Annotated in this window: 20 protein-coding genes; 7 read left to right on the top strand and 13 right to left on the bottom strand. The window is 72.7% G+C overall.

Going from position 1 to position 24,372, the window contains the following annotated elements; translation table 11 throughout:
• Positions 1–127: 127 nt before the first annotated feature.
• The 5 genes from AAH979_RS30635 to AAH979_RS30655 all read left to right on the top strand — a co-directional run bounded on the left by AAH979_RS30635 (position 128) and on the right by AAH979_RS30655 (position 5,271).
• The gene (locus AAH979_RS30635) at positions 128–1,291 is read left to right on the top strand and encodes a LacI family DNA-binding transcriptional regulator (RefSeq protein ID WP_346261615.1); all 1,164 of its coding nucleotides are present in this window, start codon (positions 128–130) and stop codon (positions 1,289–1,291) included.
• Between the two features lie 114 nt (positions 1,292–1,405).
• On the top strand, positions 1,406–2,656 hold the full coding sequence (locus tag AAH979_RS30640) for an ABC transporter substrate-binding protein (RefSeq protein WP_346261616.1): 1,251 nt from the start codon (positions 1,406–1,408) through the stop codon (positions 2,654–2,656).
• A gap of 77 nt (positions 2,657–2,733) precedes the next feature.
• Positions 2,734–3,717, top strand: coding sequence for a sugar ABC transporter permease (locus AAH979_RS30645; RefSeq protein WP_346261617.1), 984 nt, complete (start codon positions 2,734–2,736; stop codon positions 3,715–3,717).
• Positions 3,717–4,595 (top strand): carbohydrate ABC transporter permease, encoded by an 879-nt coding sequence (locus AAH979_RS30650; protein WP_346261618.1) that lies wholly within the window; start codon positions 3,717–3,719, stop codon positions 4,593–4,595. Before AAH979_RS30645 ends, AAH979_RS30650 begins: the two co-directional genes overlap by 1 nt.
• Positions 4,596–4,620: 25 nt before the next feature.
• Positions 4,621–5,271 (top strand): hypothetical protein, encoded by a 651-nt coding sequence (locus AAH979_RS30655; RefSeq protein ID WP_346261619.1) that lies wholly within the window; start codon positions 4,621–4,623, stop codon positions 5,269–5,271.
• Positions 5,272–5,370: 99 nt separating this feature from the next.
• Here the strand turns inward: AAH979_RS30655 and AAH979_RS30660 are convergent, their stop codons facing one another.
• The 9 genes from AAH979_RS30660 to cysS all read right to left on the bottom strand — a co-directional run bounded on the left by AAH979_RS30660 (position 5,371) and on the right by cysS (position 16,764).
• On the bottom strand, positions 5,371–6,648 hold the full coding sequence (locus AAH979_RS30660) for a cytochrome P450 (RefSeq protein ID WP_346261620.1): 1,278 nt from the start codon (positions 6,646–6,648) through the stop codon (positions 5,371–5,373).
• On the bottom strand, positions 6,645–7,289 hold the full coding sequence (locus AAH979_RS30665) for an ATP/GTP-binding protein (protein ID WP_346261621.1): 645 nt from the start codon (positions 7,287–7,289) through the stop codon (positions 6,645–6,647). The genes AAH979_RS30660 and AAH979_RS30665 overlap by 4 nt, the downstream gene beginning before the upstream one ends.
• Positions 7,270–7,641, bottom strand: a complete 372-nt coding sequence (locus tag AAH979_RS30670; protein ID WP_346261622.1) for a DUF742 domain-containing protein — start codon at positions 7,639–7,641, stop codon at positions 7,270–7,272. Before AAH979_RS30670 ends, AAH979_RS30665 begins: the two co-directional genes overlap by 20 nt.
• A gap of 48 nt (positions 7,642–7,689) precedes the next feature.
• Positions 7,690–8,094, bottom strand: a complete 405-nt coding sequence (locus AAH979_RS30675) for a roadblock/LC7 domain-containing protein (protein WP_346261623.1) — start codon at positions 8,092–8,094, stop codon at positions 7,690–7,692.
• A gap of 29 nt (positions 8,095–8,123) precedes the next feature.
• A complete protein-coding gene (locus tag AAH979_RS30680) occupies positions 8,124–9,566 on the bottom strand; it encodes an ATP-binding protein (protein WP_346261624.1) in 1,443 nt (480 codons plus the stop codon).
• 312 nt (positions 9,567–9,878) lie between these two features.
• Positions 9,879–10,961: a pentapeptide repeat-containing protein gene (locus tag AAH979_RS30685; protein WP_346261625.1), complete on the bottom strand. Its 1,083-nt coding sequence runs from the start codon at positions 10,959–10,961 to the stop codon at positions 9,879–9,881.
• A gap of 113 nt (positions 10,962–11,074) precedes the next feature.
• Positions 11,075–13,870, bottom strand: a complete 2,796-nt coding sequence (locus AAH979_RS30690) for an Hsp70 family protein (RefSeq protein ID WP_346261626.1) — start codon at positions 13,868–13,870, stop codon at positions 11,075–11,077.
• Positions 13,871–14,185: 315 nt separating this feature from the next.
• Complete coding sequence (rlmB, locus tag AAH979_RS30695; protein ID WP_346261627.1) at positions 14,186–15,343, bottom strand: 23S rRNA (guanosine(2251)-2'-O)-methyltransferase RlmB; 1,158 nt, start codon at positions 15,341–15,343, stop codon at positions 14,186–14,188.
• Positions 15,343–16,764, bottom strand: coding sequence for a cysteine--tRNA ligase (cysS, locus tag AAH979_RS30700; protein WP_346261628.1), 1,422 nt, complete (start codon positions 16,762–16,764; stop codon positions 15,343–15,345). The genes rlmB and cysS overlap by 1 nt, the downstream gene beginning before the upstream one ends.
• Before the next feature lie 113 nt (positions 16,765–16,877).
• Here cysS and AAH979_RS30705 point away from each other — a divergent pair, with 113 nt between their 5' ends.
• Entirely contained in the window at positions 16,878–17,552 is a 675-nt protein-coding gene (locus AAH979_RS30705; RefSeq protein ID WP_346261629.1) for a helix-turn-helix domain-containing protein, read from the top strand.
• A gap of 64 nt (positions 17,553–17,616) precedes the next feature.
• Here AAH979_RS30705 and AAH979_RS30710 read toward each other — a convergent pair whose 3' ends face one another.
• The 3 genes from AAH979_RS30710 to AAH979_RS30720 all read right to left on the bottom strand — a co-directional run bounded on the left by AAH979_RS30710 (position 17,617) and on the right by AAH979_RS30720 (position 22,852).
• Positions 17,617–18,309 (bottom strand): HAD family hydrolase, encoded by a 693-nt coding sequence (locus AAH979_RS30710; protein ID WP_346261630.1) that lies wholly within the window; start codon positions 18,307–18,309, stop codon positions 17,617–17,619.
• A gap of 39 nt (positions 18,310–18,348) precedes the next feature.
• Positions 18,349–19,758, bottom strand: coding sequence for a class II fumarate hydratase (locus AAH979_RS30715; RefSeq protein WP_346261631.1), 1,410 nt, complete (start codon positions 19,756–19,758; stop codon positions 18,349–18,351).
• A gap of 97 nt (positions 19,759–19,855) precedes the next feature.
• Positions 19,856–22,852 carry a BTAD domain-containing putative transcriptional regulator gene (locus AAH979_RS30720; protein WP_346261632.1) on the bottom strand — a complete coding sequence of 999 codons (2,997 nt, stop codon included), beginning with the start codon at positions 22,850–22,852 and terminating at the stop codon, positions 19,856–19,858.
• 245 nt (positions 22,853–23,097) lie between these two features.
• Between AAH979_RS30720 and AAH979_RS30725 the strand changes: the two genes are divergently transcribed.
• A complete protein-coding gene (locus AAH979_RS30725) occupies positions 23,098–23,352 on the top strand; it encodes a hypothetical protein (protein WP_346261633.1) in 255 nt (84 codons plus the stop codon).
• Positions 23,353–23,377: 25 nt separating this feature from the next.
• On the opposite strand, the gene AAH979_RS30730 is transcribed toward AAH979_RS30725, so the two are convergent.
• Positions 23,378–24,372, bottom strand: a 995-nt coding sequence (locus AAH979_RS30730) for a FumA C-terminus/TtdB family hydratase beta subunit (protein ID WP_346261634.1), incomplete at its 5' end; no start/stop codon positions are given.

Raw genomic sequence — 24,372 nt, forward strand, 5'->3', positions numbered from 1 at the left:
GAGTGCTCCCATAGCTGCGTACCGCAACAAAGCCGTAACCGATCCCCGTTGACACCTGAGCAACCGTTTGCATTAATTGGCCAACCACGTGACGGCAGACACACCGGCAGCCACAGAGAGGACTCGCGTGCCAGCCACCATTCGAGACGTCGCGCGCGCCTCCGGGGTGCACATCTCCACCGTCTCGCGAACGTTCTCGGCCCCGCACCTGGTCAATCCGGAGACCCGGAACCGGGTGTTGGCCTGCGCCGAACACCTCGGCTACCGGCCCAACCGGGCCGCCCGGGCACTGATCACCGGGCGCACCCACAACATCGGCCTGATCATCGCCGACATCGCCAACCCCTTCTTCCCACCGCTGATCAAGGCGGCGGAGAGCCAGGCCCGGCAGCGCGACTACCACATCTTCATCGCCGACACCAACGAGGACCCGGCGGCCGAGGAGGACCTGGTGCACGCCCTGGCCAAGCAGGTCGACGGCGTGCTGCTGTGCAGCCCTCGGATGAGCAACAGCCTGATCGAGCAGCTCAGCCGCGAGGTGCCGCTGGTCGTGATCAACCGCCAGGTCACCGGCCTGCCGGCGGTGGTGATGGACGTCGGCCAGGGCGCCCGGCTCGCCGTCGAACACCTGACCGGGCTCGGCCACCGCGACCTCGCCCTGCTCGGCGGGCCGCGCGGCTCGTGGACCAACCGGGAGATCCGCCGGGCGGCCACCACCGCCGCCCGGGCCGCGGACGCCTCGCTGACCGTGCTCGGCCCCAACCCGCCCACCGAGGGCGGCGGCATCGCCATGGCCGAACAGGTTCGCCGGACCGGTGCCACCGCCGTGCTCGCCTACAACGACCTGATGGCGATCGGCCTGATGGAAGGGCTTGACTCACTCGGGCTACGGGTGCCCCAGGACATCAGCGTCGTCGGCATCGACGACATCGCGCTGAGCCGGCTCACCCGGCCCAAATTGACGACGGTGGCCACGCCAACCGCGGCCGCCGGCCGGACGGCCGTCGACATGCTCCTGCAACACGACGGTTCCTCCTCCGCACGCGCCGGGCGCGGCGGCGGACGGACCAGCACCGCCGACGACCGTCGCACCACCGCACAGGTAAGCCTGCAGACCGAGTTGGTCATCCGCGACTCGACGGGCGTCGGTCCGGCGGCTTCGGCCGACCGGCCCGGAACGGCGGCAGCAGCCGACCGCCCGGGCGCGGCATCTCCTGCTCGCCCGGGCCCGCACGGCCATCCGGCCCCGGGCGGCGCGACCGCGGCCACCCCCGAAAGTGTCGCCTCCTAACGCCAAGGAGTGAGCGAAATGCACCCCGCCACACCCCCGACGGCAAACGCGCCTGCCGCGCGTAGCCACCGTACCCTGCACCGTCGAGACCTGCTCCGCCGCTTCACGGCCGCGATGGTCGCTCTGCCCCTCGTCCTCGGCGCCGCCGCCTGCGGCGACGACGAGCCGGAGCCGGGCGGCCCGGTCAGCATCGAGTTCTTCTGGTGGGGCGGCGAGGCCCGGGCCGAGATGACCCAGAAGGCACTCGACCTCTACAAGCAGAAGAACCCGAACGTCACCATCAACCCCGTCTGGCAGGCCTTCGACGGCTACTACGACAAGCTCGCCACCATTTCCGCCGGTGGCAACGCCCCGGACGTCTTCCAGATCGACGACAACGGCCTGGCGGAGTACGCGAGCCGCAACGTCACCCTCGACCTGACGCCGTACGTCAAGAACAACAAGATCGACCTCAGTAAGCACGCCGAAGGGCTGACCAAGTACGGCCAGCTCGACGGCAAGCAGGTGGCGGTCGCGACCGGCGAGAACACGCCAGCCATGATCTACGACAAGACCAAGCTCAAGGAGCTCGGCGTCAGCGAACCCCAGGAGGGCTGGAGCTACGAGCAGCTCTTCGACTGGGCCGCCCAGGTGACCGCCAAGGGCGGTGGCAAGTACTGGGGCACCATGGACACCAGCTCCGACTACAAGGCGCTGTGGCTGTGGCTGCGGGCCCAGGGCAAGGAGTTCTACGACGGCAACAAGCTCGCGTTCACCGAGGCCGACCTCGCCTCCTGGTTCCGGCTCTGGCAGGGTGCCCGGGCCAAGAACGCGACCCCGCCGGCCGACGTCGTCCACGAGGCGGTCAACGGCAGCGTCGCCACCCAGCTCGTGGTGACGGGCAAGGCCGCCACCTCCTTCATGTGGTCGAACCAGCTCGGCGAGTTGCAGAAGGCCACCAAGAACGAGCTGGGCATGGTCGCGTACCCCGGCGACCCGAAGGGTCAGTGGGCGCGCGCCTCGCTGTACTGGGCGGGGTCGCGCAGCACCGAGCACCCGGAGGTGGTGGCCGACCTGATCAACTTCCTGGTCAACGACCCGGAGGTGGCAAAGATCTTCGGCGTCGACCGGGGCCTTCCGTCGAACATGGACACCCGGACGGCCATCGAGGCGACCATGACCGATCCGGCGATGAAGGCGACCGTGGCCTTCGAGAACGGTCTGGCTTCCAAGTTCGGCCCGGCGCCCACGCCGCCGCCGAAGGGGCACAGCGGGCTGCGCAACAAGCTGCGTGACATCGCGGAGAGCGTGACCTACGGCCGCGCCACCCCCGAGAACGCCGCAAAGCAGTTCTTCGCCGAGGCCCAGGCGGCGCTCGCCGGCTGACCGCCCGACCAGGGGTGGGGAGCCGGGCAACGGTTCCCCACCCCTGCCGGAGCGTCGTTCGAGAGGAGAACCAACCCGTGGCTCTATCCACGGCGACCAAGCCGCGTCCCGGCGACGCCGCGCCGGCCGGTACGCCGGGCCGGCGGACGCGGGCCAGCCGGCGGCGACACCGCGCCGAAGGGGTCGCCGGCTACGTCTTCCTTTCCCCGTGGCTGATCGGCCTGATGGCGATCACCGCCTTCCCCATGCTGTTCTCGCTCTATCTGAGCTTCACCAACTACGACGTGCTCTCCAGTTGGGAACTCGTCGAGTGGGTCGGGCTGGACAACTACCGGCGGATGTTCGGCGAGGACCCGGCGTTCTGGCACGCGGTGACGGTCACCCTGACGTACGCCCTGATCGCCGTGCCGCTCAAGCTCGCCGCCGCCCTGGGCGTCGCGCTGCTGCTCAACCGCGAGCGGCGTGGCGTCGGTCTGTTCCGCAGCCTGTTCTACCTGCCCTCGCTGCTGGGCGGCAGCGTCGCGCTGGCCCTGGTCTGGCGGGCCATGTTCGGCGGCGACGGCGCGTTCAACAGCTTCCTGGGACTCTTCGGAATCCAGGGCGAGGCCTGGGTGAACGACCCGACCTGGGCGCTCGAGACACTGATGGTCCTGGCCATCTGGCAGTTCGGCGCCCCGATGGTGATCTTCCTCGCCGGGCTGAAGCAGGTACCGACCGAACTCTACGAGGCCGCGTCGGTCGACGGCGCCGGCCGGGCCCGCCAGTTCTGGAACGTCACTCTGCCGATGCTCTCCCCGGTCATCTTCTTCAACCTGGTGCTGGAGACCATCAACGGATTCCAGGGCTTCACCTCGGCATACGTGATCAGCAACGGCACCGGCGGGCCGGTCTACTCCACCCTGCTCTACACCCTGCACATCTACGACCAGGGCTTCGGAGAGTTCCGGATGGGTTACGCGTCGGCGCTCTCCTGGGTCTTCCTGCTGGCCATCGCGGTGATCACCGTGATCTTCTTCAGCACCGGCCGGTTCTGGGTGCACTACTCGGACGGAGACGACTGATGGCAGTCCAGGCAGTCCGGGCAGTCCGGGCAACCCCGGCCACCGGCCGCCGCTCGCGCGGCATCGTCCGGGTCCTTGCGCTCGTCGGGGTGCTCGCCTTCGTGCTCTATCCGCTGCTGTGGATGGTCGGCTCGTCGCTGAAGTCGCCGACCGAGGTGGTCAGTAACCTCTCCGTCATCCCACAGGAGGTGACCTGGGCCAACTACCCGGACGGCTGGAACTACATCAGAGACCTCAGCTTCGGCCGGTTCTTCCTCAACAGCACTGTGATCGCCCTGGCCACCGTGGTCGCCAACGCGGTCTCCTGCCTGGTGGCCGCGTACGCCTTCGCCCGGTTGCGGTTCCGGCTGCGGAAGCTCTGGTTCACCGTCATGATCGGGACGCTGCTGCTCCCCAGCCACGTGCTGATCGTGCCGCAGTACGTGATGTTCAACTACTTCGGCTGGATCGACACCCCGCTGCCGCTGATCGTGCCGAAGCTACTCGCCACCGAAGCGTTCTTCGTCTTCCTGATGGTGCAGTTCATGCGTGGCATCCCACGCGAGCTGGACGACGCCGCCAAGATCGACGGCTGTTCGCCGTACGGAGTGTTCCGGCACGTGATGCTGCCGCTGAGCCGGCCGGCGCTGGTCACCACGGCGATCTTCTCCTTCATCTGGACCTGGAACGACTTCTTCACCCAGCTCGTCTACCTGCCGAGCCCGACCAGTTACACCGTGCCGATCGGACTGCGGCTGTTCATCGACTCCAGCGGACAGACGTCCCTCGGTCCCATGTTCGCGATGTCGGTACTGTCGCTGCTGCCGGTCTTCGTCTTCTTCCTGGCCTTCCAGCGCATGCTGGTACAGGGCATCAACACCAGCGGGCTCAAGGGATGAGGCGTCGGGGATGCAGACTCGGAGGATGACCGAGCCACCCGCTCCGAACTGGCCGGAGCAGCCCGCCGCCGACACCCGACCGGACTGGCGGGACACCCTGCGCAACGCCACCGACCTGGCGCTGCTCGGCATCGTCATCACCGTCGCGGCGCTGCCGGTGGTCACCGCCGGTGCTGCGGTCGCCACCGGCAGCGCCGCACTGCACTCCTGGATCGAGACGGGGAGCTGGCCCGGGGTACGGCCGGTGCTGCGGGACTTCCGCCGCGCGGTACTGCCCGGCATCCTGCCCACCCTGCTCGGCGGGATCGCTGCCGCCGTACTCGCGGTGAACCTGCTGGCGCTGACCCGGGGTGCCGTACCGGGCGGCGCGGTGCTGGTGGCGGTCACCGCGGCACTAGCGGTGGCGGCCGGCGGCTTCGCCGGGCTGACCGCGGTGTGCCTCGGCCAGCGGGGCGGCCGGGGCTGGCGGGACGCGCTCCGTGCGGCGGCGCAGACCGTGCGGGACCGCCCGGTGACCCTGCTCGGCACGGCCGGTACGGTCGCGCTGGCCACCCTGCTCTGCGTGCTCGTCCTGCCGCCGCTGGCCCCGATCCTGGTCGGCTACACGCTCTTCGGGCTGCACACCACCACCCGCCGGCTGGCCGGCACCCCGCCGTCCCCGGAGGACGCCGGATAGCCGGCTCCCGGCCCGGACGTCAACCGGGTCCGCGCGCCACACGGCCGGCGGCCGGGCGCCACAAGTTCACGCCGTACGGCCCGTGCCCGGGACGACCGGTCAGGACTCCCCGTCGGCGGTGTGCCGGACCGGCGTGAACCGCACCGGGATCGACCTCGGGGTACGTCCCCACGGTGAGGGGACCGCCTGCAACTCCTCCACCGGGATCGCCAGCCGTACCCCGGGCAGCAGGTGCAGCGCGGTCTCGACGGCGGTACGCACGATCAGCCGGGCCGGGATCTGTGCCGGGCAGGCGTGCGGACCGGCGCCCCAGGAGAGGTGTGCCCGGTTGCCGACCTCCCGCCACGGCTCACCACTGGGGTGGATCCGCGGGTCGGCGTTCGCGGCGGTGAACCCGAGGATCATCGCGTCGCCGCGCCGGACCGGCTGCCCGGCGAGTTCGGTGTCCCGCAGCGCGTACCGGGCCGGCGCGTTCGTCATCGGCGGGTCCCGCCACAGCACCTCGTCGATCGCGTCGTCCACGCCGAGCCGGCCGCCCCGGAGCCGCCCGGCGAACCGCTCGTCGGTGAGCATCAGCCGCAGCGTCTGGGCGATGCAGCTCATGGTGTTCTCGTTCGCCGCGACCAGCAGCAGCACCATGGTGTCGTAGACCTCGGCGTCGCCGCGCAGGTTCGGGTGCCCGGCCAGATAGCTGGTCAGGTCGCCCGACGGGGCCGCCCGGCGGGCCGCGACGACATCGGCGAGGATCTTCATGACCTTCTCCCGGGCGGCCAGCGCGTCCGCGCCCCAGGCGAACATCGCGGCCAGGCCGGCCTGGAGTTCGTGGCTCTGCACGGCGTCCAGGCCGAACCGGTCCGCGACGGCCAGCACCGGGACGATCGCCGCGTAGTCGGCGACCAGGTCCGCCTCGCCCCGGCCGGCGAACGAACCGATCACGTCGGTGCAGAGCGCCGCGACCGCCCGGCGCATCGCCCGCTGGTCGATCTCGGCCATCCCACCCGCGATCGGGGCACGCAGCCGGCGGTGCCGCTCACCGTTGACGAAGAAGGCGTTGTCGTAGGGCGACATCATCGGGCGCAGCAGCGAGTCCGCCGGCAGGCTGCCGTCGTGGTGGGCCGACCAGTCGTCCGGATCGCAGGAGTAGACCTGCTCCTGCCGGGTGACCGTGAGGATCTCCTGGTAGCCCATGACCAGCCAGGCGTGCACGCCCGGCTCCAGCTCGACCGGGGCGACCGGACCGTGCTCGGCCCGCAGTCGTGCGAAGACGTGCTGCGGGTCGGGGCAGGCGGTGGTGGCGGCCAGCGGCGTCAGTCCGGTCAGCTCGGCCAGCGGCTTGCGGGCACCGGCAGGGCTCTCGATCGCGGGGGAGGTTGTCACGAGACCATTTCCTGGGAGACGGGGATCTTCGGCGTGGCGTCGTCCGGCGCGGTGGCCGTGACGTCGAGGGCGTGCTGGACCAGGCTCGTCAACGCGGCCAGCGCGGAGGCGCGGTCCCGGGCGTCGCAGTCCAGGATCGGCGTCCCCGGCAGCAGGTCCAGAGCGGTACGCAGCTCGTCGGCGGAGTGCGGCACCGTGTCCGGGAAGTGGTTGACCGCCACCACGAACGGCAACTCGGTGCCGATCTCCAACTGGTCGAAGACCTCGAAGCTGGCCTCCAGCCGCCCGGGCCGGGTGTCGACCAGCACCAGTACCCCGGCGGCGCCCTCGGCGAGCCCCTCCCACAGGTCCCAGAACCGCCGCTGCCCGGGGGTGCCGAACAGGTACAGGGCCAGGCTCTGGTTGAGGGTGATCCGGCCGAAGTCCATCGCCACGGTGGTGGTGCGCTTGTCGCCCACCCCGGCGAGGTCGTCGACCCCCTCGCTGACCTGGGTGACGATCTCTTCGGTGCGCAGCGGGGTGATCTCGCTGACCGAACCGATCAGGGTGGTCTTGCCGACCCCGAAGCTGCCGACCACCAGAATCTTCACCGACTTGGTCACGGTCCCCGGCAGGTAGCCGTCAGAGCGCGCGGAGACCATTCAGCACCTCTTGGAGTAGTTCCCGGGGAAGCTGCGCGGAGCGGGGGCTTCCGGCCCGCGCGGTCAGGTGGCCGGAGTCGACCAGGTCGCTCGCGAGTACGCGCACGACACTCACCGGCAACTCCAGCCGGGCGGCGACCTCGACCAGGGAGAGCAGTCCCCGGCACATCGCCAGCAGGGCACGCTCCTGACGACCGGCCGAGATCGGCAGCGGCGGCACCGGATCGGTAGCGATCAGCAGCGTGTCGACACTGATCGTGTTACGTGACGGGCGGGCCCGCCCCTTCGTGAGCACGTACGGCCGCAGCGCCGAGTCGCGGTATTCGCGCCTCCGGTCGTCAGGAGGGGTCATCCAGGCTCCCCGGTCCGGTCCGTCGTGTCCTGACCCCGCCACCCCGGGTCATTCCCCGGCGCCGTGCCGGGCCGTGGTGGCGAGGTTGCGTTCACCGATCTTGTTGACCTGGGACTGCATCTGGTGCGCGATGAGTGCCGGATCGACGGCCGGTTCGGTCACCACCGCCAGGTGCGAGCCGTCCCCGGCCCGCCGGACGAACAGGTATCCGCCGTCGAACTCGATCATCAGCGAACGAAGGGACCGCGCGCCGGACCCGAACTCCCGGCCCACGCTCCGGCCGAGCGACTGCAAGCCGGAACAGGCGGCGGCGAGCCGGTCGGCGACGTCCTGCTCGGTGTGCTCGGACCGGACCATCGCCAGACCGTCGGCGGAGAGCACCACGGCGTGCCGGACGTACGGCACCGAGACCACCTCGGCCAGCATCCAGTTCTGGTCTTGCTTCGCGCTCATCGTTCGTCATCCTTCGTGGTTGTCGGCGGTCAGCGAGAGCCCTCCGGACCCGCCTGCGCACCGGCCCGGCCGCCGGAGATGAAGGCGCCCATCCAGGAGCCGGCCTGCTCCGGCGTCGGCTCCGAGGAGGCCGCCGCCGGTGCCGCCGGTTCGGGGGCGGCCGGGGTGGTCTCGCCCCGGCGGGACCGGCGGCGGGGCAGCGTCGGGCCGGCCGCCGGATCGGCGGGTTCCGCCTCGACCGGCCTCGGCCCCGGTTGGGGCCGCACGGCCGGCGGCTCTGTCACCACTGGGGCCGGCGGGCGCATCACCACCGCCTCCGGCGGGTCCACCGTCTCCACGACCTTCGACGGGATCAGCACCACGGCCCGCAGCCCACCGTACGGGGACTCGCTCAGATCCGCCCGGAAACCGTGCCGGCGTACGTAGTGGCCGACGACGGCGAGCCCGGTCTGCGGAATCTCGCCCAGTTCGCCCAGCCCGACCGGGCGCCGCCCGGAAACCGTCTCCCGGGCCTGCTCCAGCCGGTGGTCGTCCATCCCGATGCCGCCGTCGTCGATCTCGATGACCGCACCGCGCTGCACCCGCCGCACCGTCACCGGCACACTGGTGGCCGGCGGCGACGACTGGGTGGCGTTGGCCAGCAGCTCCGCCACCAGGTGGATGACCGGCTCCACCACCTCGGCGGCGACCGCCACGTCCTGGTCGCCGGAGACCTCGACCCGCTGGTACGCCAGGATCCGGGCCGACGCGGCGCGTACCACGTCCACCATGGCCAGCGGCTCCTGCCACTGCTGCCCCGGCCACTCTCCACAGAGCACGGCGAGGCTCTGGGCGTGCCGGGCCTGCTGCGCGGCGGCGTGGTCGACCCGCATGCTGGACTCCACCACGTCCGGGTCGTGCTGGTGCCGTTCGGCCATCAGCGAGACCTGCTCCTGGATGGAGTGCGCCGCCGTCTGTACCCGGCGGGAGAGCGCCACCACCGCCAGCCGCAACGACTCCTCGCGCTCGTCCGACCGCTTCAGCGCGCTGGTCGCCTCGGCGAGGATTTCGTCGATCAGGCCGGTCGTCCGGTCGCCCAGCATCGGATCGTGCCGGGCGGACGGCACCGGCGCCCCGGCCAGTACCGCCGGGAGCCGGACCCGGAGCAGGTGGTCGAGGGCGTTGTCCACCGCCGCCGACCGGGCCTCGGCCCGGTCCCGCCACTGCGTCTCGCGCTCCGCCAACTGCTGCTGGTAGCTGCGCACCTGCCGCTCGAACTCCCGCTCGCGCTCGTCGAGCGCCGCCCGGGCGGCCTGCTGCCGGCGCCGGAGCACCGCCAGCAGCACCAGGGTCAGCCCGGCGGCCACCGCCGCGAGCGCGGTGACCACCAACCCCGGCGGGTCGGTGCCGAGCACGGCGGCGACCACGGCCGCCGTACCGGCCAGGGTGGTGAGGAGGAAGGTGGCCGACCACACCGAGCGGCCCTCGGGCAACGGACGACCTGACGGTCCAAGAGGTGTCATGTTCACCTTCGAGCGGAAGATCCGGGCAGGACGGAGCCCCAAACCGCAGTTCAGGCGCGTGGTGGATGAGGATCGTACCCGATCGGATCGCGATCACCGCCCCCCTGACTGGACAGATGTCGCTGCCCGGAAGCGCCGGCCGTACCGTGGTCGCCGCCGCGCCGGTCGGCGGCCGTCGGCCCGGCCGGGGTCGGTGAACCTCTTTCAACCTCCCCTTGCGGTCCGTCGTCGTCGCAGGTGAAAGACGGGGTGCACGCGCCGCACTGTCCAGGTGGGAAGGGTTCAGTCCGCGCAGCTCGGGGCCGGCGGCCCGGGACCTGTCATCGCGGCCGGCAGCCGGGTCCGGTCGCTCAGCACGGCACAACTGATCTGCTCCGCGGTGACCTCCGTGGCGACCATGGTGGCGCCGTGCAGCAGGGCGCGGTTGAGGTTCGCCCCGATCAGTCGGGCGTCGGTCAGGTCGATGTCGACCAGGTTGGCACCGACCAGTCTGGTCCGGACCAGCTCCGCTCCGGGCGCGGTCACGTAGCCGAGGTACGCGTCGCTGAGGTTCGCCTCCGTCAGGTCGGCGGCGGCCAGGTTGGTGGCGTCGAGTCGGGCGCCGCGCAGGTCCGCGCCGACGAGCGTCGCACCGGTCAGCCCGGTACCGTCCAGCGCGGCCCGGACCAGCAGGGCGCCGGCCAGCGTCGCCCGGTCGAGCGTCGCCAGGTTGATCCGGGCCTCGGTCAGATCCGCCCCGCGCAGCCGGGCTTCCCGCAGGCTGGACCGGTCGAGTACGGCACCGCGCAGGTCGGCGTCGGTGAGGTCGGCACGGTCGAGCCGGGCACCGGTCAGATCGGCCCCGTCGAGCCGGGCACCGGTCAGGAGTGCCCCGGTCAACCGCGCCTGCGCCAGCGACGCCCCGGTCAGCACCGCCCCGGTCAGGTCCAGCCGGTCACCCGGGAGGCCCCGGTCGGGGTCCCGGCGGCCGAGCACGGTCAACGCCGCCTGTACGTCCACCCCGGGCCGCCGCCCCAGATCAGCCGGGCGCCCAGCCGACCGGCCGACGGACGTCGCCGCGTCGGCCTGCGACTGCCGACGGACGAAGGTGGCGAGCACCGCGGTGACGGTGGGCTGCTCGGCCGGCGCGTCCCGGAGTACGCCCTCCAGCGCGTGCACGCCGCCGGCCCGTACCACCTCGGAGGGAGCGGCCAGCAGCTCGACGGCGGCGGTGAACCGCGCGGTGACCGGGTCGGGCCCGGAGCCCTCGGCGCCGGCAGCCGTACGCAGCGCCGCACCGGCCAGCAGCGTGGCGACGGCGCTGAGCACCAGCGCGGGTACGCCGAGGAGCAGGACCGGCCGCCGCCGGCCAGGCTGGATATTCATGAACGTAGTTTGCCCGCCAACGCTCACCCTGGGCTACCCGGCGGTTTCCGGACACGCGATCATGTCCTACCCGGCGGCTACCGGCCGACGGTCGTCGGGTGGCCCGTCCCCGGCTATCCGGCGGTGAAGCGGACGACGACGAACTCGGAGCGGGCGCCGCAGACGACGACCGAGGTGGTCCAGGAGCAGGAGGTCCCGATGACCTGCTTGAGCTGGCCGAGTTCGGTCAGCTTTCCGGACTCGGCGACCACCCCCGCGACGCTGGCGTCCTGGCTGTACGTGCCCGGTTGCTCGTCGAAGACCAGCAGGTTGCCGCCGTCGATCCGGACGGCGAACCCGTCCCGGCTCAGCTTCTCGGTACCGTCGCCGGAGAAGAGTTTCGCCGCCGGGTCGCTGGAGCCGAGCCGGACCAGGGCATGCTCGCCGACCGGCAGCAGGCTCTGCGCCTGCGGCACCTTTTTCCGCCAGGCGGCCGGCTGGCCAGCGCCCTGGTCGGTCCGGACCGCCACCAGCTCGGTGGTCTCGGCGTCCGAGCCGGCGGTCTCCAGCAGGCAGATCTGCTTGTCCCCGCAGGGCTCCAGAGCGGTCGGCCGGCGGCTCTTGTCCACCGCGTTGTAGATGCTGGTCGGCGTGGCCAGGGTGGCCAGGTCGTACCGGGCCAGGCCGTAGCCGTCGGTCTTCGGCGCGACGAAGAGCTGGCCCTCGTACGCCAGCACCTCGTCGTCGGTGTCGGCGGCGTCGGCCCGGGACTTCACCACTCTGCCGTTCGTCACGTCGACGACCCGGATCGAGTCGTCCACGCCGATCTGCACGAGTCGCGGCTCGTCACCATGGTTCAGCGGTGGCGGCGCGTCCCCGGCCGGCTCGGCGGCCCCGCCCACCTCCCCGGCGGTCCGCACCGGATAGACGACGGAGTCGCTGCTGTACTCGCCCTTCGGGTTCGCCAGGGTCCACTTCGGGCCGCTGCGCGCGTTGATCCCGATCAGGGTGTCGGCGGTCTCGTCGAGCACCACGACGTACTCGTCGAAGAGGTAGAGCCTGTCGTCGCCGCGGACCTGCCGGCTCCACAGCTTCGCGCCGTTCGCCGGGTCGAAGGCGGTCAGGTCGCCCGGGGTACCGGTGCCGGTAACCTCCGGCTTGACCAGCAGCACGTCCGGCAGCGCCGTGATCCAGTCCCACCGCTCGGCGCCGGCCGCCGTGGTGATCCACCGATCGACCTTCGCCGACTCGGCGTCGAGTACCGCGATGTCCAGCCGCTGGTCGTTCCGCTGGTAGCCGGCGTACGCCCGCCCGCCGCCGGTGGCGGTGAAGAGCGCGGACGGGTTCTCCTCGCGGGTGGCGATCCGGTCGACCTCCTGGAACGCGGCGAAGTCGATGCCGGGATAGCGGTCCCGGGTCAGGTAGAACAGGGTCGCGACGACCACACCGACCAGTGCGACCAGCGCCCCGGCGCCGATCCAGACCGCCCGGCGGCGTACCAGACCGGCCAGCCCCGCCGGTGCGGTGCCGCCGGCCGGGTGTGCAGGTCCGGGCGGACGGCCCGGTCCGCCGGCTCCGTACGGCGCCGGACTGCCCGGCGGGGCCGGCTGACCGGGCTGACCGGGATGGCTGCCGCCGGCCGGCGGATAGCCGCCGGCAGCCGCCTGGGCGGGTGGCGCGGCGACCGCCGCGGCCCCGACCTCGTACGCCCGGGTCTGGCCCGGTACCGCACTGCCGGCGGCGGCCGGGCTGGTCGGCACCCCGGCGCTGCCCCGGGCCGCCGGTACGGTCACGACCGGGAGTTCGGCGAGCGCGCCCTCCGCGACCGGCAACTCCGGCTGTTCGAGTACGGTCGGCGCGATGCCGAGTTCGGCGTGCAACATCCGGGCCACCAGCGGAACCCGGGAGGAGCCGCCGACCAGGAACAGCCCGGCGAGCTGATCGGTGCCGAGCCGACAGTCGGCGATCACCGACGCGGCCTCGTAGACACCCCGGCACAGCAGCGGGGTGACCACGCTCTCCAACTCGTCCCGGGTCAGGTGCAGCGCCTGCTCGACGCCGGGCACCGGAACCGGTGCGGTCGCGGCCCGGGACAGCATCTCCTTGGCTCCGCGTACGTCGTCCCAGAACTGCCGGCGACTGCGCCATTGGCTGGCCGTGGCCGGCTGGCGCAGTTGCTCCCAGATCGGCCCGTGCGCGGTCCGGATCACCCCGCCCAGGTGCTCGACCAGCGCCGCGTCGAGGTCGAGCCCGCCGAGGTCGGCGACGCCGCCCGAGCCGACCACCACGAACCGGGCCCGGCCGTTCTCGTCGGTGCCCTCGTTGCGCACCACCGCGATGTCCAGGGTGCCGCCGCCGAAGTCGAAGACCGCCAGCGCGGACCGGACCGGCACCGGCCGGCGCAGCACGTCGGCGAAGTAGCGGGCGGCGGCGACCGGCTCGGGCACCAGCAGCGTGCCACCGGCAGGCCGGGTCGCCGCATCGGTGCCGGCCGGTACCGGCGGCCAGCCGGCCCGGGCGACGGCGGCGGCCAGGGTGTCCCGGCGGCGGGATCCCCAACTGGCCGGATAGCTGAGTACGGCCGGCGGCAGGAACCCGACCGCCTCCACCGCCGCGCCGGCCACCGCACCGAGCACGCCGGCCAGCAGGTCGACCGTGGCGATCTCGCGGTCTCCGAGGAGTACGGCCGGCTCGTCGACCCGCCGCTTCGGGTTCGGCTCGTAGCGGGAAGGGTCGGCCTGGGCCAGCCGCTGGGCGTCCCGCCCGACGTGTGCCCGCCCGGCCTGGTCGAGGAACACCCCGGACGGCAGGACCGGCTGCCCGTCGAAGAGCAGTGGTCTGGTCCGGCCGTCGGGCCAGCGCAGCACCGCCACGGTGTGCGAGGTCCCGAGGTCGACGCCGAGCCCGTAGCCTCCGTCCTGACCTGCCATGAACCGACTCCTCCGCGGGGGCGAGGGGTTGCCCGGCCCTGCATGTTACGGGGCATGGCCCAGCACCGACCGGCGCCTCCGCGGCCATCCTCCGCCTGACCGGGGCCCCCGCAGCCATCCTCCGCCCGGCCGGGCCGCCGGGCCGGCCCGGCGGCCACCACGTGGACGGCGGTGGGCGCACGGGCGGGGCAGCTCGACAGCGTGCGCGGACAGGATGTCCCGGCCGCTCCGCTCCCCGCCGAGGCGCCGGGCCAGCCGGCCGGGCGACGGGTCAGGCAGCCACGTCGGTCACGCGGGGTCCGGCGGCCAGGCGGGTCAGGCGGCCAGACGGCGCCGGGAGACCTCGGCGAGCGCCACCGCCGCCGCCACGCTGGCGTTGAGCGACTCGACCTCGGAGACCATCGGAATGCTGACCCGCAGGTCACAGGTGGCACCGACCAGCCGGGACAGCCCGCGCCCCTCGGAGCCGACCACCACCACCAGCGGGCCGATCGCCACCTCCAGGTCGTAGAGGTCGGTCTCGCCGTCGGCGTCCAGCCCGACCACCATGAACCCCTCCTGCTGGGCGAGCTTGAGCGCCCGGGTCAGGTTGGTCACCTGGCTGACCGGCACCCGGGCCGCCGCGCCGGCACTGGTCCGCCAGGCGGTCGCGGTGATGCTGGCGGCCCGCCGCTCGGGTACGAAGACGCCCTGCGCGCCGAAGGCAGCCGCCGAGCGGATCACGGCGCCGAGGTTGCGTGGGTCGGTGATGCCGTCGAGCGCGACCAGCAGCGGGGAGGGCTGCTCCAGCGCCACCGCGAGCATGTCTTCGTAGGGCTGGTAGGCGAATGGCGGCACCTGCACCCCGATGCCCTGGTGCAGCACGCCGCCGGTCATCCGGTCCAGTTCGGCCCGGCTGACCTCCAGAATCGCGATGCCCCGGTCGGCGGCGGTCCGGACCGCCTCGTTCACCCGGTCGTCGATGTCGATGCCCTGCGCCACGTAGAGCGCGGTGGCCGGCACCTGCGACCGGAGCGCCTCCACCACCGGGTTGCGCCCGACCAGCAGCTCGGCCGCCTCCCGCCCGGGCGCGGAGCGGCGACCCGGCGCGACCCGGGGACCGCCCGGACGCGGAGCCGGCTTGCCACCCGTACGCCCGGCGGTGGCCGCGCCCCGCCCGGCGCTGACCGACTTGCGGCCGCCCTTCTTCGTACCGGCGCCGCCAGCCCCCCAGGTGGTGTCCTTGCTCCCCGGTATGCCTACCTTCGGCGCCCGGCCCTCCTCGGCGGCGGCCCGGCGCTCCTTGGCCTGCTTCCACGCGGTGCGCTGCGGCACCTGCTCGGTGCCGGAGTATGCCTTGTGCCAGGGGCGCTCGTCGGCGGGCAGGGTCTTGCCCCGCCCCTTGAGCGCACCCCGGTTCTTGCCGCCGGATCCGGTGGTGGCGCCCTTCTTGGCGCTGACCCGACGCCCTCTTCGTGCCGAATTTCCGGGCATCAGTCCTGTTCTCCGATCGTCCAACGCGGCCCGTGCGGGGTGTCCTCGACCACCACGCCCGCGTGCTTGAGCTGGTCCCGTACCGAGTCGGCGGCGGCCCAGTCCTTGCGGCTGCGGGCCTGTGCCCGCTGCTCCAGGGCCAGCGCCACCAGCGAGTCGACCACGGACCGCAGCTCTCCATCCTGCCCGTTCGTGCTCCAGGCCGCGTCGAGGGGGTCGAGACCGAGCACGTCGAGCATCGCCCGGACCACGGCGAGCGCCTCCCGGGTCCCGGCGTCGTCCCCGCCGGCCAGTGCGATCTGGCCGTCCCGGACCGTGTCGTGCAGCACCGCGACCGCGGCCGAGGTGTTGAGGTCGTCGTCCAGGGCCGCGCCGAACTCGGCCGGCAGCTCGCCGAGCGAGCCCGCGCCGACCCGCTCCACGGCCCGTCGCACGAAGCCCTCGACCCGGCGGTACGCCACCGCGGACTCGCGCAGCGACTCGTCCGAGTAGTCGATCCGGGACCGGTAGTGCGGGGCGACCAGGTAGTAGCGCAGCTCGACCGGGCGGATCCCGATCGAGGCGACGTGGTCGAGGTCGACCACGTTACCCAGCGACTTGCTCATCTTGGCCTCGCCGAGGTTGAGCAGGCCGTGGTGCACCCAGTACCGGACGAAGGGCAGGCCGGCGGCGCGGGACTGGGCCTGCTCGTTCTCGTGGTGCGGAAAGGTCAGGTCGAGTCCGCCGCCGTGGATGTCGAACTCGGCGCCGAGATAGCGCCAGCACATCGCCGAGCACTCGATGTGCCAGCCGGGCCGGCCCGGCCCCCACGGCGACGGCCAGGCCGCGTCCGCCGGCTCCTCCGGCTTGGCCCCCTTCCAGAGCGCGAAGTCGGAGGCGGTCCGCTTGCCCCGTTCGGCGGCCTCCTCGGCGATCTGGGTCTGGGTCGCCTCCGGCCGCTGACCGGACAGGTCGCCGTATTCCGGGTAGGACCGGACGTCGAAGTAGACGTCGCCGGAACCGTCGTCGGCGACGTAGGCGTGCCCGTCGGCGAGCAGCTTCTTGATCAGCTCGTGCATCTCCGGGATGTGCCCGGTCGCCCTCGGCTCGTACGTCGGCGGCAGCACGTTGAGGCTGCGGTACGCGGCGCCGAGCAGCACCTCGTTGGCGTACGCGATCGACCAGAACGGCCGGCCCTGCTCGACCGCCTTGGTCAGGATCTTGTCGTCGACGTCGGTGACGTTGCGGATGAAGTTCACCTGGAAGCCGCTGCGCAGCAGCCAGCGCCGCAGCACGTCGTAGTTGACCCCACCCCGGAGGTGGCCGATGTGCGGCGGAGACTGGACGGTGAGGCCACACAGGTAGATCCCCACCTTGCCGGCGTGCATGGGGACGAAGTCCCGCACCGATCGGGCGGCGGTGTCGTACAGGCGTAGCGTCACCGTACAAGGGTACCGACCGATGTCTGTCCGGGCTCACCCCGCGACCACCACCCGGCCCGGCCCCGGTCATGCCCGCTCCCGTGCCGGCCGGCACCGGCCGTACGCTGCCTGGTGTGGCGAGGGTGGTGGGCGGCGCAGCGGAGGTGCCCGCTGGCCGGGCCGGCGAGACGGCGCAGACCCTGGACCGTGGGCTGCGCCTGCTGCACCTGGTCGCCGACGCCTCCGGCGGGTTGACCGTGACCGAGGCGGCCGCCCAGTTGGGCGTCGGCCGGGCGGTGGTCTACCGGCTGCTCGGCGCGCTCACCGAACACGGGATGGTCCGTCGGGACGCCGGTGGCCGGCTGCGGCTCGGGGCGGGGCTGCTGCACCTGGCCCGGCGGGCCCAGCCGCTGCTCGCCGACGGGGCACTGCCGGCGCTGCGCCGGCTTGCCGAGCAGACCGGGGCGACCGCGCACCTGACCGTGGTCGACGGCGCCGAGGGGGTGGCGCTGGCGGTGGTCGAGCCGAGCTGGACGGCGTTCCACGTCGCGTACCGGACCGGGGCCCGGCATCCGCTGGGCCGGGGCGCGGCCGGCCGGGCGATCCTGGCCGGCCGGCAGGGCCGGGCCGACCCGGTCGCGACCAGCGGCGAACTCCAGGCCGGCGCCTACGGCGTGGCCGCACCCGTGCTCGGCGTGCCCGGGCTGGAGGCCAGCGTCGGCGTGGTCGCCCTGGCTCCGCTCGACGTGGCCAAGACCGGCGCCCAGGTCCGCACCGCCGCCACCGAGATCGCCGCCGCCCTCTCCTAGCGGAGATCGCGCCGCTTCCCGGAAAGAGTGGCCTCCGGGTGACTTGGCTGTGATGGTGCGTGATCTACGAGCTCTCCCGCCAGTGGCCCAGCACGGCCGGCAGCTCGGCCAGGGAGCGGATCTCGGCGTCGGGGCGCAGGCCGGGCGGGCGGTCCAGCCCGGCCCGGTTCAGCCAGACCGCGCGCAGGCCGGCCGCCTGGGCGGCCTCGACGTCCTTGCTCGGCGAGTCGCCGACGTACACCACAGACGACGGCGGCATCCCGGCCGCCGCCAGCACCGCCGCGTAGAACTCCGGCGCCGGCTTCTTCGGTACGCCCCCGACGTGCGCGTAGATCTCGAAGGCGAACTCGGCGGCGGCCAGCCCGCACCGGTCCACTCGGCTGTTGCCGTTGGTGGCGAAGCCGAGCGTGTACGACCGGCGTAGCACCCCGAGCGCCGGCAGGGTGTCGGAGAAGGGCCGGGTCAACGCGAACCGCCGGGCGAAGTACAGCTCGGCGATCGGCTCCAGTTCGGCGGTCAGGCCGACCCGGGCCAGTGACCGGGCCAGCGCGGCCCGGCGTACCTGGGTGACCGGAGCATTGGCGTGCTCGGCGTAGACGGCGTCCCAGTCCCCCTCGATCTCCGCCAGGGTGACGTCCCGGGCCGCCGGGGTCAGCCGCCGCATCTCGGCCAGTACTGCGACCAGCGCGCCAGTCACCGCCGTACGCAGGTCGACCAGGGTCTCGTCCGCGTCGAACACCACCGTGCGCAGGCCCACGGGTTCGAGGGTAGCGACGGCGACCGGGCCCCGGGAGCGTCAGGGGTGGGTCATCCGCAGCACGTCGAGCGCGTCGTCGAGCTGCTCGGCGGTGAGCCGGCCCGCCTCGACGTGCCCCCGGGCGAGCACCACCTCGCGGATCGACAGCTCCTTGGCCAGCGCCTCCTTGGCGATCGACGCCGCCTCGTCGTAGCCGAGATAGCGGTTGAGCGGGGTGACCACCGAGGGCGACCCCTCGGCGTACGCCAGCGCCACGTCGACGTTCGCGACCAGGCCGACCACGCAGCGGTCGGCGAACAGCCGGCTGACAGATGTGAGCAGCCGGATCGACTCCAGCACGTTGCGGGCCAGCACCGGCAGCATCACGTTGAGCTCGAAGTCGCCCTGCGACCCGGCGAAGGTGACCGTGGCGTCGTTGCCGATCACCTGGGCGCAGACCTGCCGGACCGCCTCGCAGACCACCGGGTTGACCTTGCCGGGCATGATCGACGACCCGGGTTGCAGGTCGGGAATCTGCAACTCGCGCAGCCCGGCCCGGGGGCCGGAGCCCATCCAGCGGATGTCGTTCGCGATCTTGTAGAGGCCGACCGCGACCGTGCGGAGCTGGCCGGAGACCTCGACCAGCCCGTCCCGGGCGCCCTGCGCCTCGAAGTGGTTGCGCGCCTCGGTCAGCGGCAGCCCGGTCATCTCGCGCAGTTTCTCGATCACCTTCGGGGCGAAGCCGGCCGGGGTGTTGATCCCGGTGCCGACCGCGGTGCCGCCGAGCGGCAGTTCGGCGAGCCGGGGCAGGCAGCTCTCCAGCCGCTCGATGCCGTACTGGAGCTGGGTGGCGTACCCGGAGAACTCCTGGCCCAGCGTGACCGGGGTGGCGTCCATCAGGTGGGTACGACCCGCCTTCACCACCTCGGCGAACTCGTCCACCTTGGACTCCAGGGCGAACTCCAGGTGCCGCAGCGCCGGCAGCAGGTCGTGCACCACGGCATGGGTGGCGGCCAGGTGGATGGAGGACGGGAAGACGTCGTTGCTCGACTGGGCGGCGTTCACGTCGTCGTTCGGGTGCACCTCGCGGCCCAGTTCGCGGGCGGCCAGCGTGGCGATCACCTCGTTGGCGTTCATGTTCGACGAGGTGCCCGAACCGGTCTGGAAGACGTCGATCGGGAACTGGTCGTCGTAGCCGCCGTCCGCGACGTGCGCCGCCGCGGTGACGATCGCTCCGGCGACGGCCTCGTCGATCACGCCCAGCTCGGCGTTGACCATCGCGGCGGCACCCTTGATCTGGGCCAGTGCCCGGATGTGCGCCGATTCGAGCCCGCGCCCGGAGATCGGGAAGTTCTGCACCGCCCGCTGCGTCTGGGCCCGCCACAGCGCGTCGACGGGCACCTCCACCTCGCCCATCGTGTCGCGTTCGATCCGGTAGCCGGCCGCCTCTGGTGTGGTCACGCGTTCCATCCTGCCCCGACCCCGGCCGGCTCGCAGATGATCGCCGTCACCGACCGGCGGCTCCGGCTGCCCGCCCTGCCGCCCTCGCCGGTGCTGGCGGCCGGATTCAGCCCAGTTCGCGCAGCCGCCGCCGGACGTCGTGCTGGTCCGGGGAGTCGACCTGGATCAGCAGGGCCAGCGCCCGGGTCCAGTACGACCGGGCCGCCGCCGGGTCGGTCTCCCGCAGGCAGCGGGCGAGCCCGTCCAGCGCGCGGGCCTGCTCGTACGCCAGTTGGATCTTCGTCGCGCCGAGCAGGGCCTGCCGGTGCAGGTCCAGGGCGGCTTCGGTGTCGCCCAGCGCCAGCATGGCGCGCCCGAGCAGATTCCGGGCCGCGCACTCGCCGGCCCGGTCCCCGGCGTCCCGCATCGCGGCCAGCGCCTCCCGGTGCCGCTGCACCGCCACCTCCGGCCGGCCACACTCCCGCTCGATGCTGCCGATCTCGTTGAGCAGGTCCGCGACGGCGAACGGATTGCCCCGGGCCTGCTGGATCCGCAGCGCCACGGACATGTAGCGCAGCGCCCGGTCGCGCTGTCCCTGCCGCCCGTACACCCCGCCGATCGAGCCGAGCGTGTCCGCCACCATGGCGATCTTGCCGACCTGGCGGGCCATGAACAGCCGGTTCCGCAGTACCCGCAGCGCGTCCGAATAGCGGCCGAGGACGAGATAGACGCTGCCCAGGTTGGTCAGGGCGTTCGGCATCGCGTGCCAGCCCGGTGTCTGCCGGGCCAGCTCCAGCCCGAGTTCGAGGTAGTGCACCGCCTCCCGGGTCCGGCCGAGCATCATCAGCGGCAGGCCGAGGTTCACCGTCGCCACCGACCGCCCGGCGACGTCGCCGAGCCGCTCCCAGATCGCGATGACCACCCGCAGCGACTCGACCGAGCGCTGGAACTCGCCGAGCCGGAAGTACGCCGAGGTGAGGTAGTTGTGCATGATGGCGATCCCGGCGTCGTCGCCGAGCGCCTCCGCCGCGCGCAGCCCGTCGGTGTGCGTCTGGATCAGCTCGTCCAGGTGGCCGCCGAGATAGAGCTGCCGCCAGTTGGCCCGGGCGAGCTGCCAGGCGTACCGGTACAGGCCCTCCTGCACCGCGAGCTGGACCAGTGCCACCAGGTTGCGCCGTTCCGCCTCCAGCCAGTTCCGCCCCTCCTGCGCCGCGGCGGCGACCAGGTCGGGCCGGGCCGGCTGCCCCGGTACGGCCATCCGCAGGTTTCCGGTCGGTTCGAGGACCTGGCTGACCGAGGCGGCGGTGTGCAGGTAGTAGTCGAGCAGCGCCTGCAACGCCTGCCGCCGCTCCGGCTCGCCGCCGACCACGGTGACCAGTTCGGTGGCGTACTCCCGGACCAGGTCGTGCAGGCGGAACCGTCCGGCGTCCACCTCGTCGGTCAGATGGGCGTCGACCAGTTCGTCGAGGTGTTCCCTGACCACCCCGAGCGGCAACTCGGTCAGCGCGGCGCAGGCGTACTGGTCGAACTGCACGCCGGGGTGCACTCCGAGCAGCCGGAACGTCCGCTGGACCGGCTCCGGTAGCTGGGCGTACGACAGCGCGAAGGCGTCCGCCAGGGTGCGGTGCTCGACGGCGAACTCGGCGAGTACCGGGCGGTCCGGGTCGCCGAGCCGCTGGGCGAGGTCCGCCACCCGCCAGCGGGAACGGTGGGCCAGCCGGGCACCGGCGAGCCGGATCGCCAGCGGCAGGTACCCGCAGCGCCGGACCACCTCCTCCGCCGCCGCCGGCTCGGCCCCGATCCGTTCCGGGCCGGCGATCCGGGCCAGCAGGTCGACCGCCTCGGCGGGCTCCAGCACGGTCAGCGACTGCGCCCGTACCCCGTCCAGGCCGACCAGCCGGCGTCGGCTGGTCACCACGGTCAGGCAGCCGGGGCCGGCCGGCAGCAGCGGACCGACCTGGGCGGTGTTGGCCGCGTTGTCCAGCACCAGCAGCACGCGCCGGCTGGCCAGCTCGGTACGCCACAGCGCCAGCCGGTCGTCGAGGTCGGCCGGTATCCGCTCCCCGGGTACCCCGAGCTGCCGCAGCAGCGTGCCGACGGCCGTGCTGGTCGGCAGCGGGCTGTGCAGGCTGTGCCCGTGCAGGTCGACGAAGAGGTGCGCGTCCGGGTACGCGGCGCCGAGCGCCGTCGCCAGGTGTACGGCCAGCGCCGTCTTGCCGCTGCCCGGCATGCCGTCGATGACGTAGACGGCGGAGAAGTGCGGACCGGCCTCCTCGATCTCCTTGCGCAGCCGGGTGATGGTCTCGTGCCGGCCGGTGAAGTCCTCGATGGCCCGGGGCAGGGCACGTACCGGCGACCGGGGCGGGGGCTCGTCGTCCGCCGGCCCGACCTCGCCGGCGAGTACCCGCCGGTGGATCTCCCGCAGCGCCGGCCCGGGCTCGATGCCCAGCTCGCCGGCGAGGATCTCCCGGCCGGACCGGAACACCGCGAGGGCCTCGGCCCGGCGGCCGCTGTCGGCGAGCGCCAGCATCAGTTGACCCCGGAGCCGTTCCCGCAGCGGATGGCGTTCCACCAGCTCGGTCAGTTCGGCGACCAGGTCGCCGCTCCGGCCGCCGAGCCGGAGCTCGATCTCGAAGCCGTCCTCCATCGCCAGCATGCGCTGCTCGTCCAGCGACGCCGCACCCCGGCGGACCGCCGTACCGGTGATACCGGCGAGCGCCGGACCGCGCCAGAGCGCGAGGGCGGCCCGGTAGCCCTCCCGCGCCTCCGGCCAGTTCTGTTCGGCGGCGGCGCTCCGGGCCCCGGCGACCAGCCGCTCGAAGAGGTGCGCGTCCAGGTCGTCCGGCCCGAGCACGATGCGGTAGCCGGCCGGGCCGGTGACGATCGTCTCACCGGGCACCCCGGCGCCGGCGAGCAGCCGGCGCAGCCGGGAGACGCAGGTCTGCAACTGCCCCCGCGCGGTGACCGGCGGGTCGGCGTCCCAGACCGCGTCGACCAACTCGTCGACCGGTACCACCTGCGGGGCATGCAGAAGTAGCACCGCCAGAACGACTCTGTCCCGGCCAGCGGTCACCGTCGACTCGCCGCCGCTCACCTGGAGCGGCCCAAGGATTCCGAACCGCATGCCAGCTCCTGACCGAGGTCGCATCCGGCAGCAGAGTAACCCGACAATCACTCGCAGCAGAATCGACTTGATAGCGGGGTGGCAGCGGAACGAGAGCGCCACCGCCCACACTGTGCGCTGGGATGCACGACACCAGGTGAGACACATCGACGGGGGCGGTGCGTCCGCCGACCTGCGGGGGCGACGGACGCACCGTGTCGGAGCAGCGGTTTCGCCGCCATCCACACCTGAGGAGACGCCAGGACATGGACGCCTCTGCAAGACCCGAGCGGTCCCGGCCGGTGCCGACCGCCGGGGACGTGTTGCAATTCGCCGAATCCGACTACTGCTACGGAACCGGCCCGCTCGTGCTCCGGGTCACCGGGGTCGGCGCGGATCTAGGCCGGTATCCGCAGCTCGAGTGGCTGTCCCTGCGCGGCGTGGAGCTGCGCGGGGACGGCAGCGCCGGTCCCGAACGGCAGGTGCTGGTCCGCACCAGCGCCCTGCTCGGTACCGGCTGAGCGGTGCACCAGCGTCAACCGTCGGTCAGCGTCGCCCGACGGTCAGCACCGGCTTGGTCACCTCGGCGAAGAAGTCGTTGCCCTTGTCGTCGACGACGATGAAGGCCGGGAAGTCCACCACGTCGATCTTCCACACCGCCTCCATGCCGAGTTCCGGATATTCCAGGACCTCGACGTGCTTGATGCAGTCCTGCGCGAGCCGGGCCGCGGGGCCGCCGATGGAGCCGAGATAGAACCCGCCGTGCTCGTGGCAGGAGCGGGTCACCTGGCCGGACCGGTTGCCCTTGGCCAGCATCACGTGCGAGCCGCCGGCGGCCTGGAACTTCTGCACGTACGCGTCCATCCGGCCGGCCGTGGTCGGGCCGAACGAGCCGGAGGCGTACCCCTCCGGGGTCTTCGCCGGACCGGCGTAGTAGACGGCGTGGTCGCGCAGGTACTGCGGCATCGGCTCGCCCGCGTCCAGCCGCTCGGCGATCTTGGCGTGCGCGATGTCCCGGGCGACCACCAGCGGGCCGGTCAGGGAGAGCCGGGTCTTGACCGGATATTTCGACAGCTCGGCCCGGATCTCGTCCATCGGCCGGTTGAGGTCGACCCGGACCACCTCGGAGCCCTGGTCAAGCTGGGCGTCGGTGACGTCCGGCAGGAACCGGGCCGGGTCGGTCTCCAGCCGCTCCAGCCAGACGCCGGACGGGGTGATCTTGCCCATCGCCTGCCGGTCGGCGGAGCAGGAGACCGCGATCGCCACCGGACAGGAGGCGCCGTGCCGGGGCAGCCGGACCACGCGTACGTCGTGACAGAAATAGCGCCCGCCGAACTGCGCCCCGATGCCGAACTGCCGGGTCAGCTCCAGTACCTCGGCCTCCAGCTCCAGATCGCGGAAGCCGTGCGCCAACATCGAGCCCTGGGTGGGCAGGTTGTCCAGGTACTTCGCGGAGGCCAGCTTCGCGGTCTTCAGGGCGTACTCGGCGGAGGTGCCGCCGATCACCACGGCGAGGTGGTACGGCGGGCAGGCCGAGGTGC

Source organism: Plantactinospora sp. ZYX-F-223 (assembly GCF_039649625.1).
Lineage (GTDB): Bacteria > Actinomycetota > Actinomycetes > Mycobacteriales > Micromonosporaceae > Plantactinospora.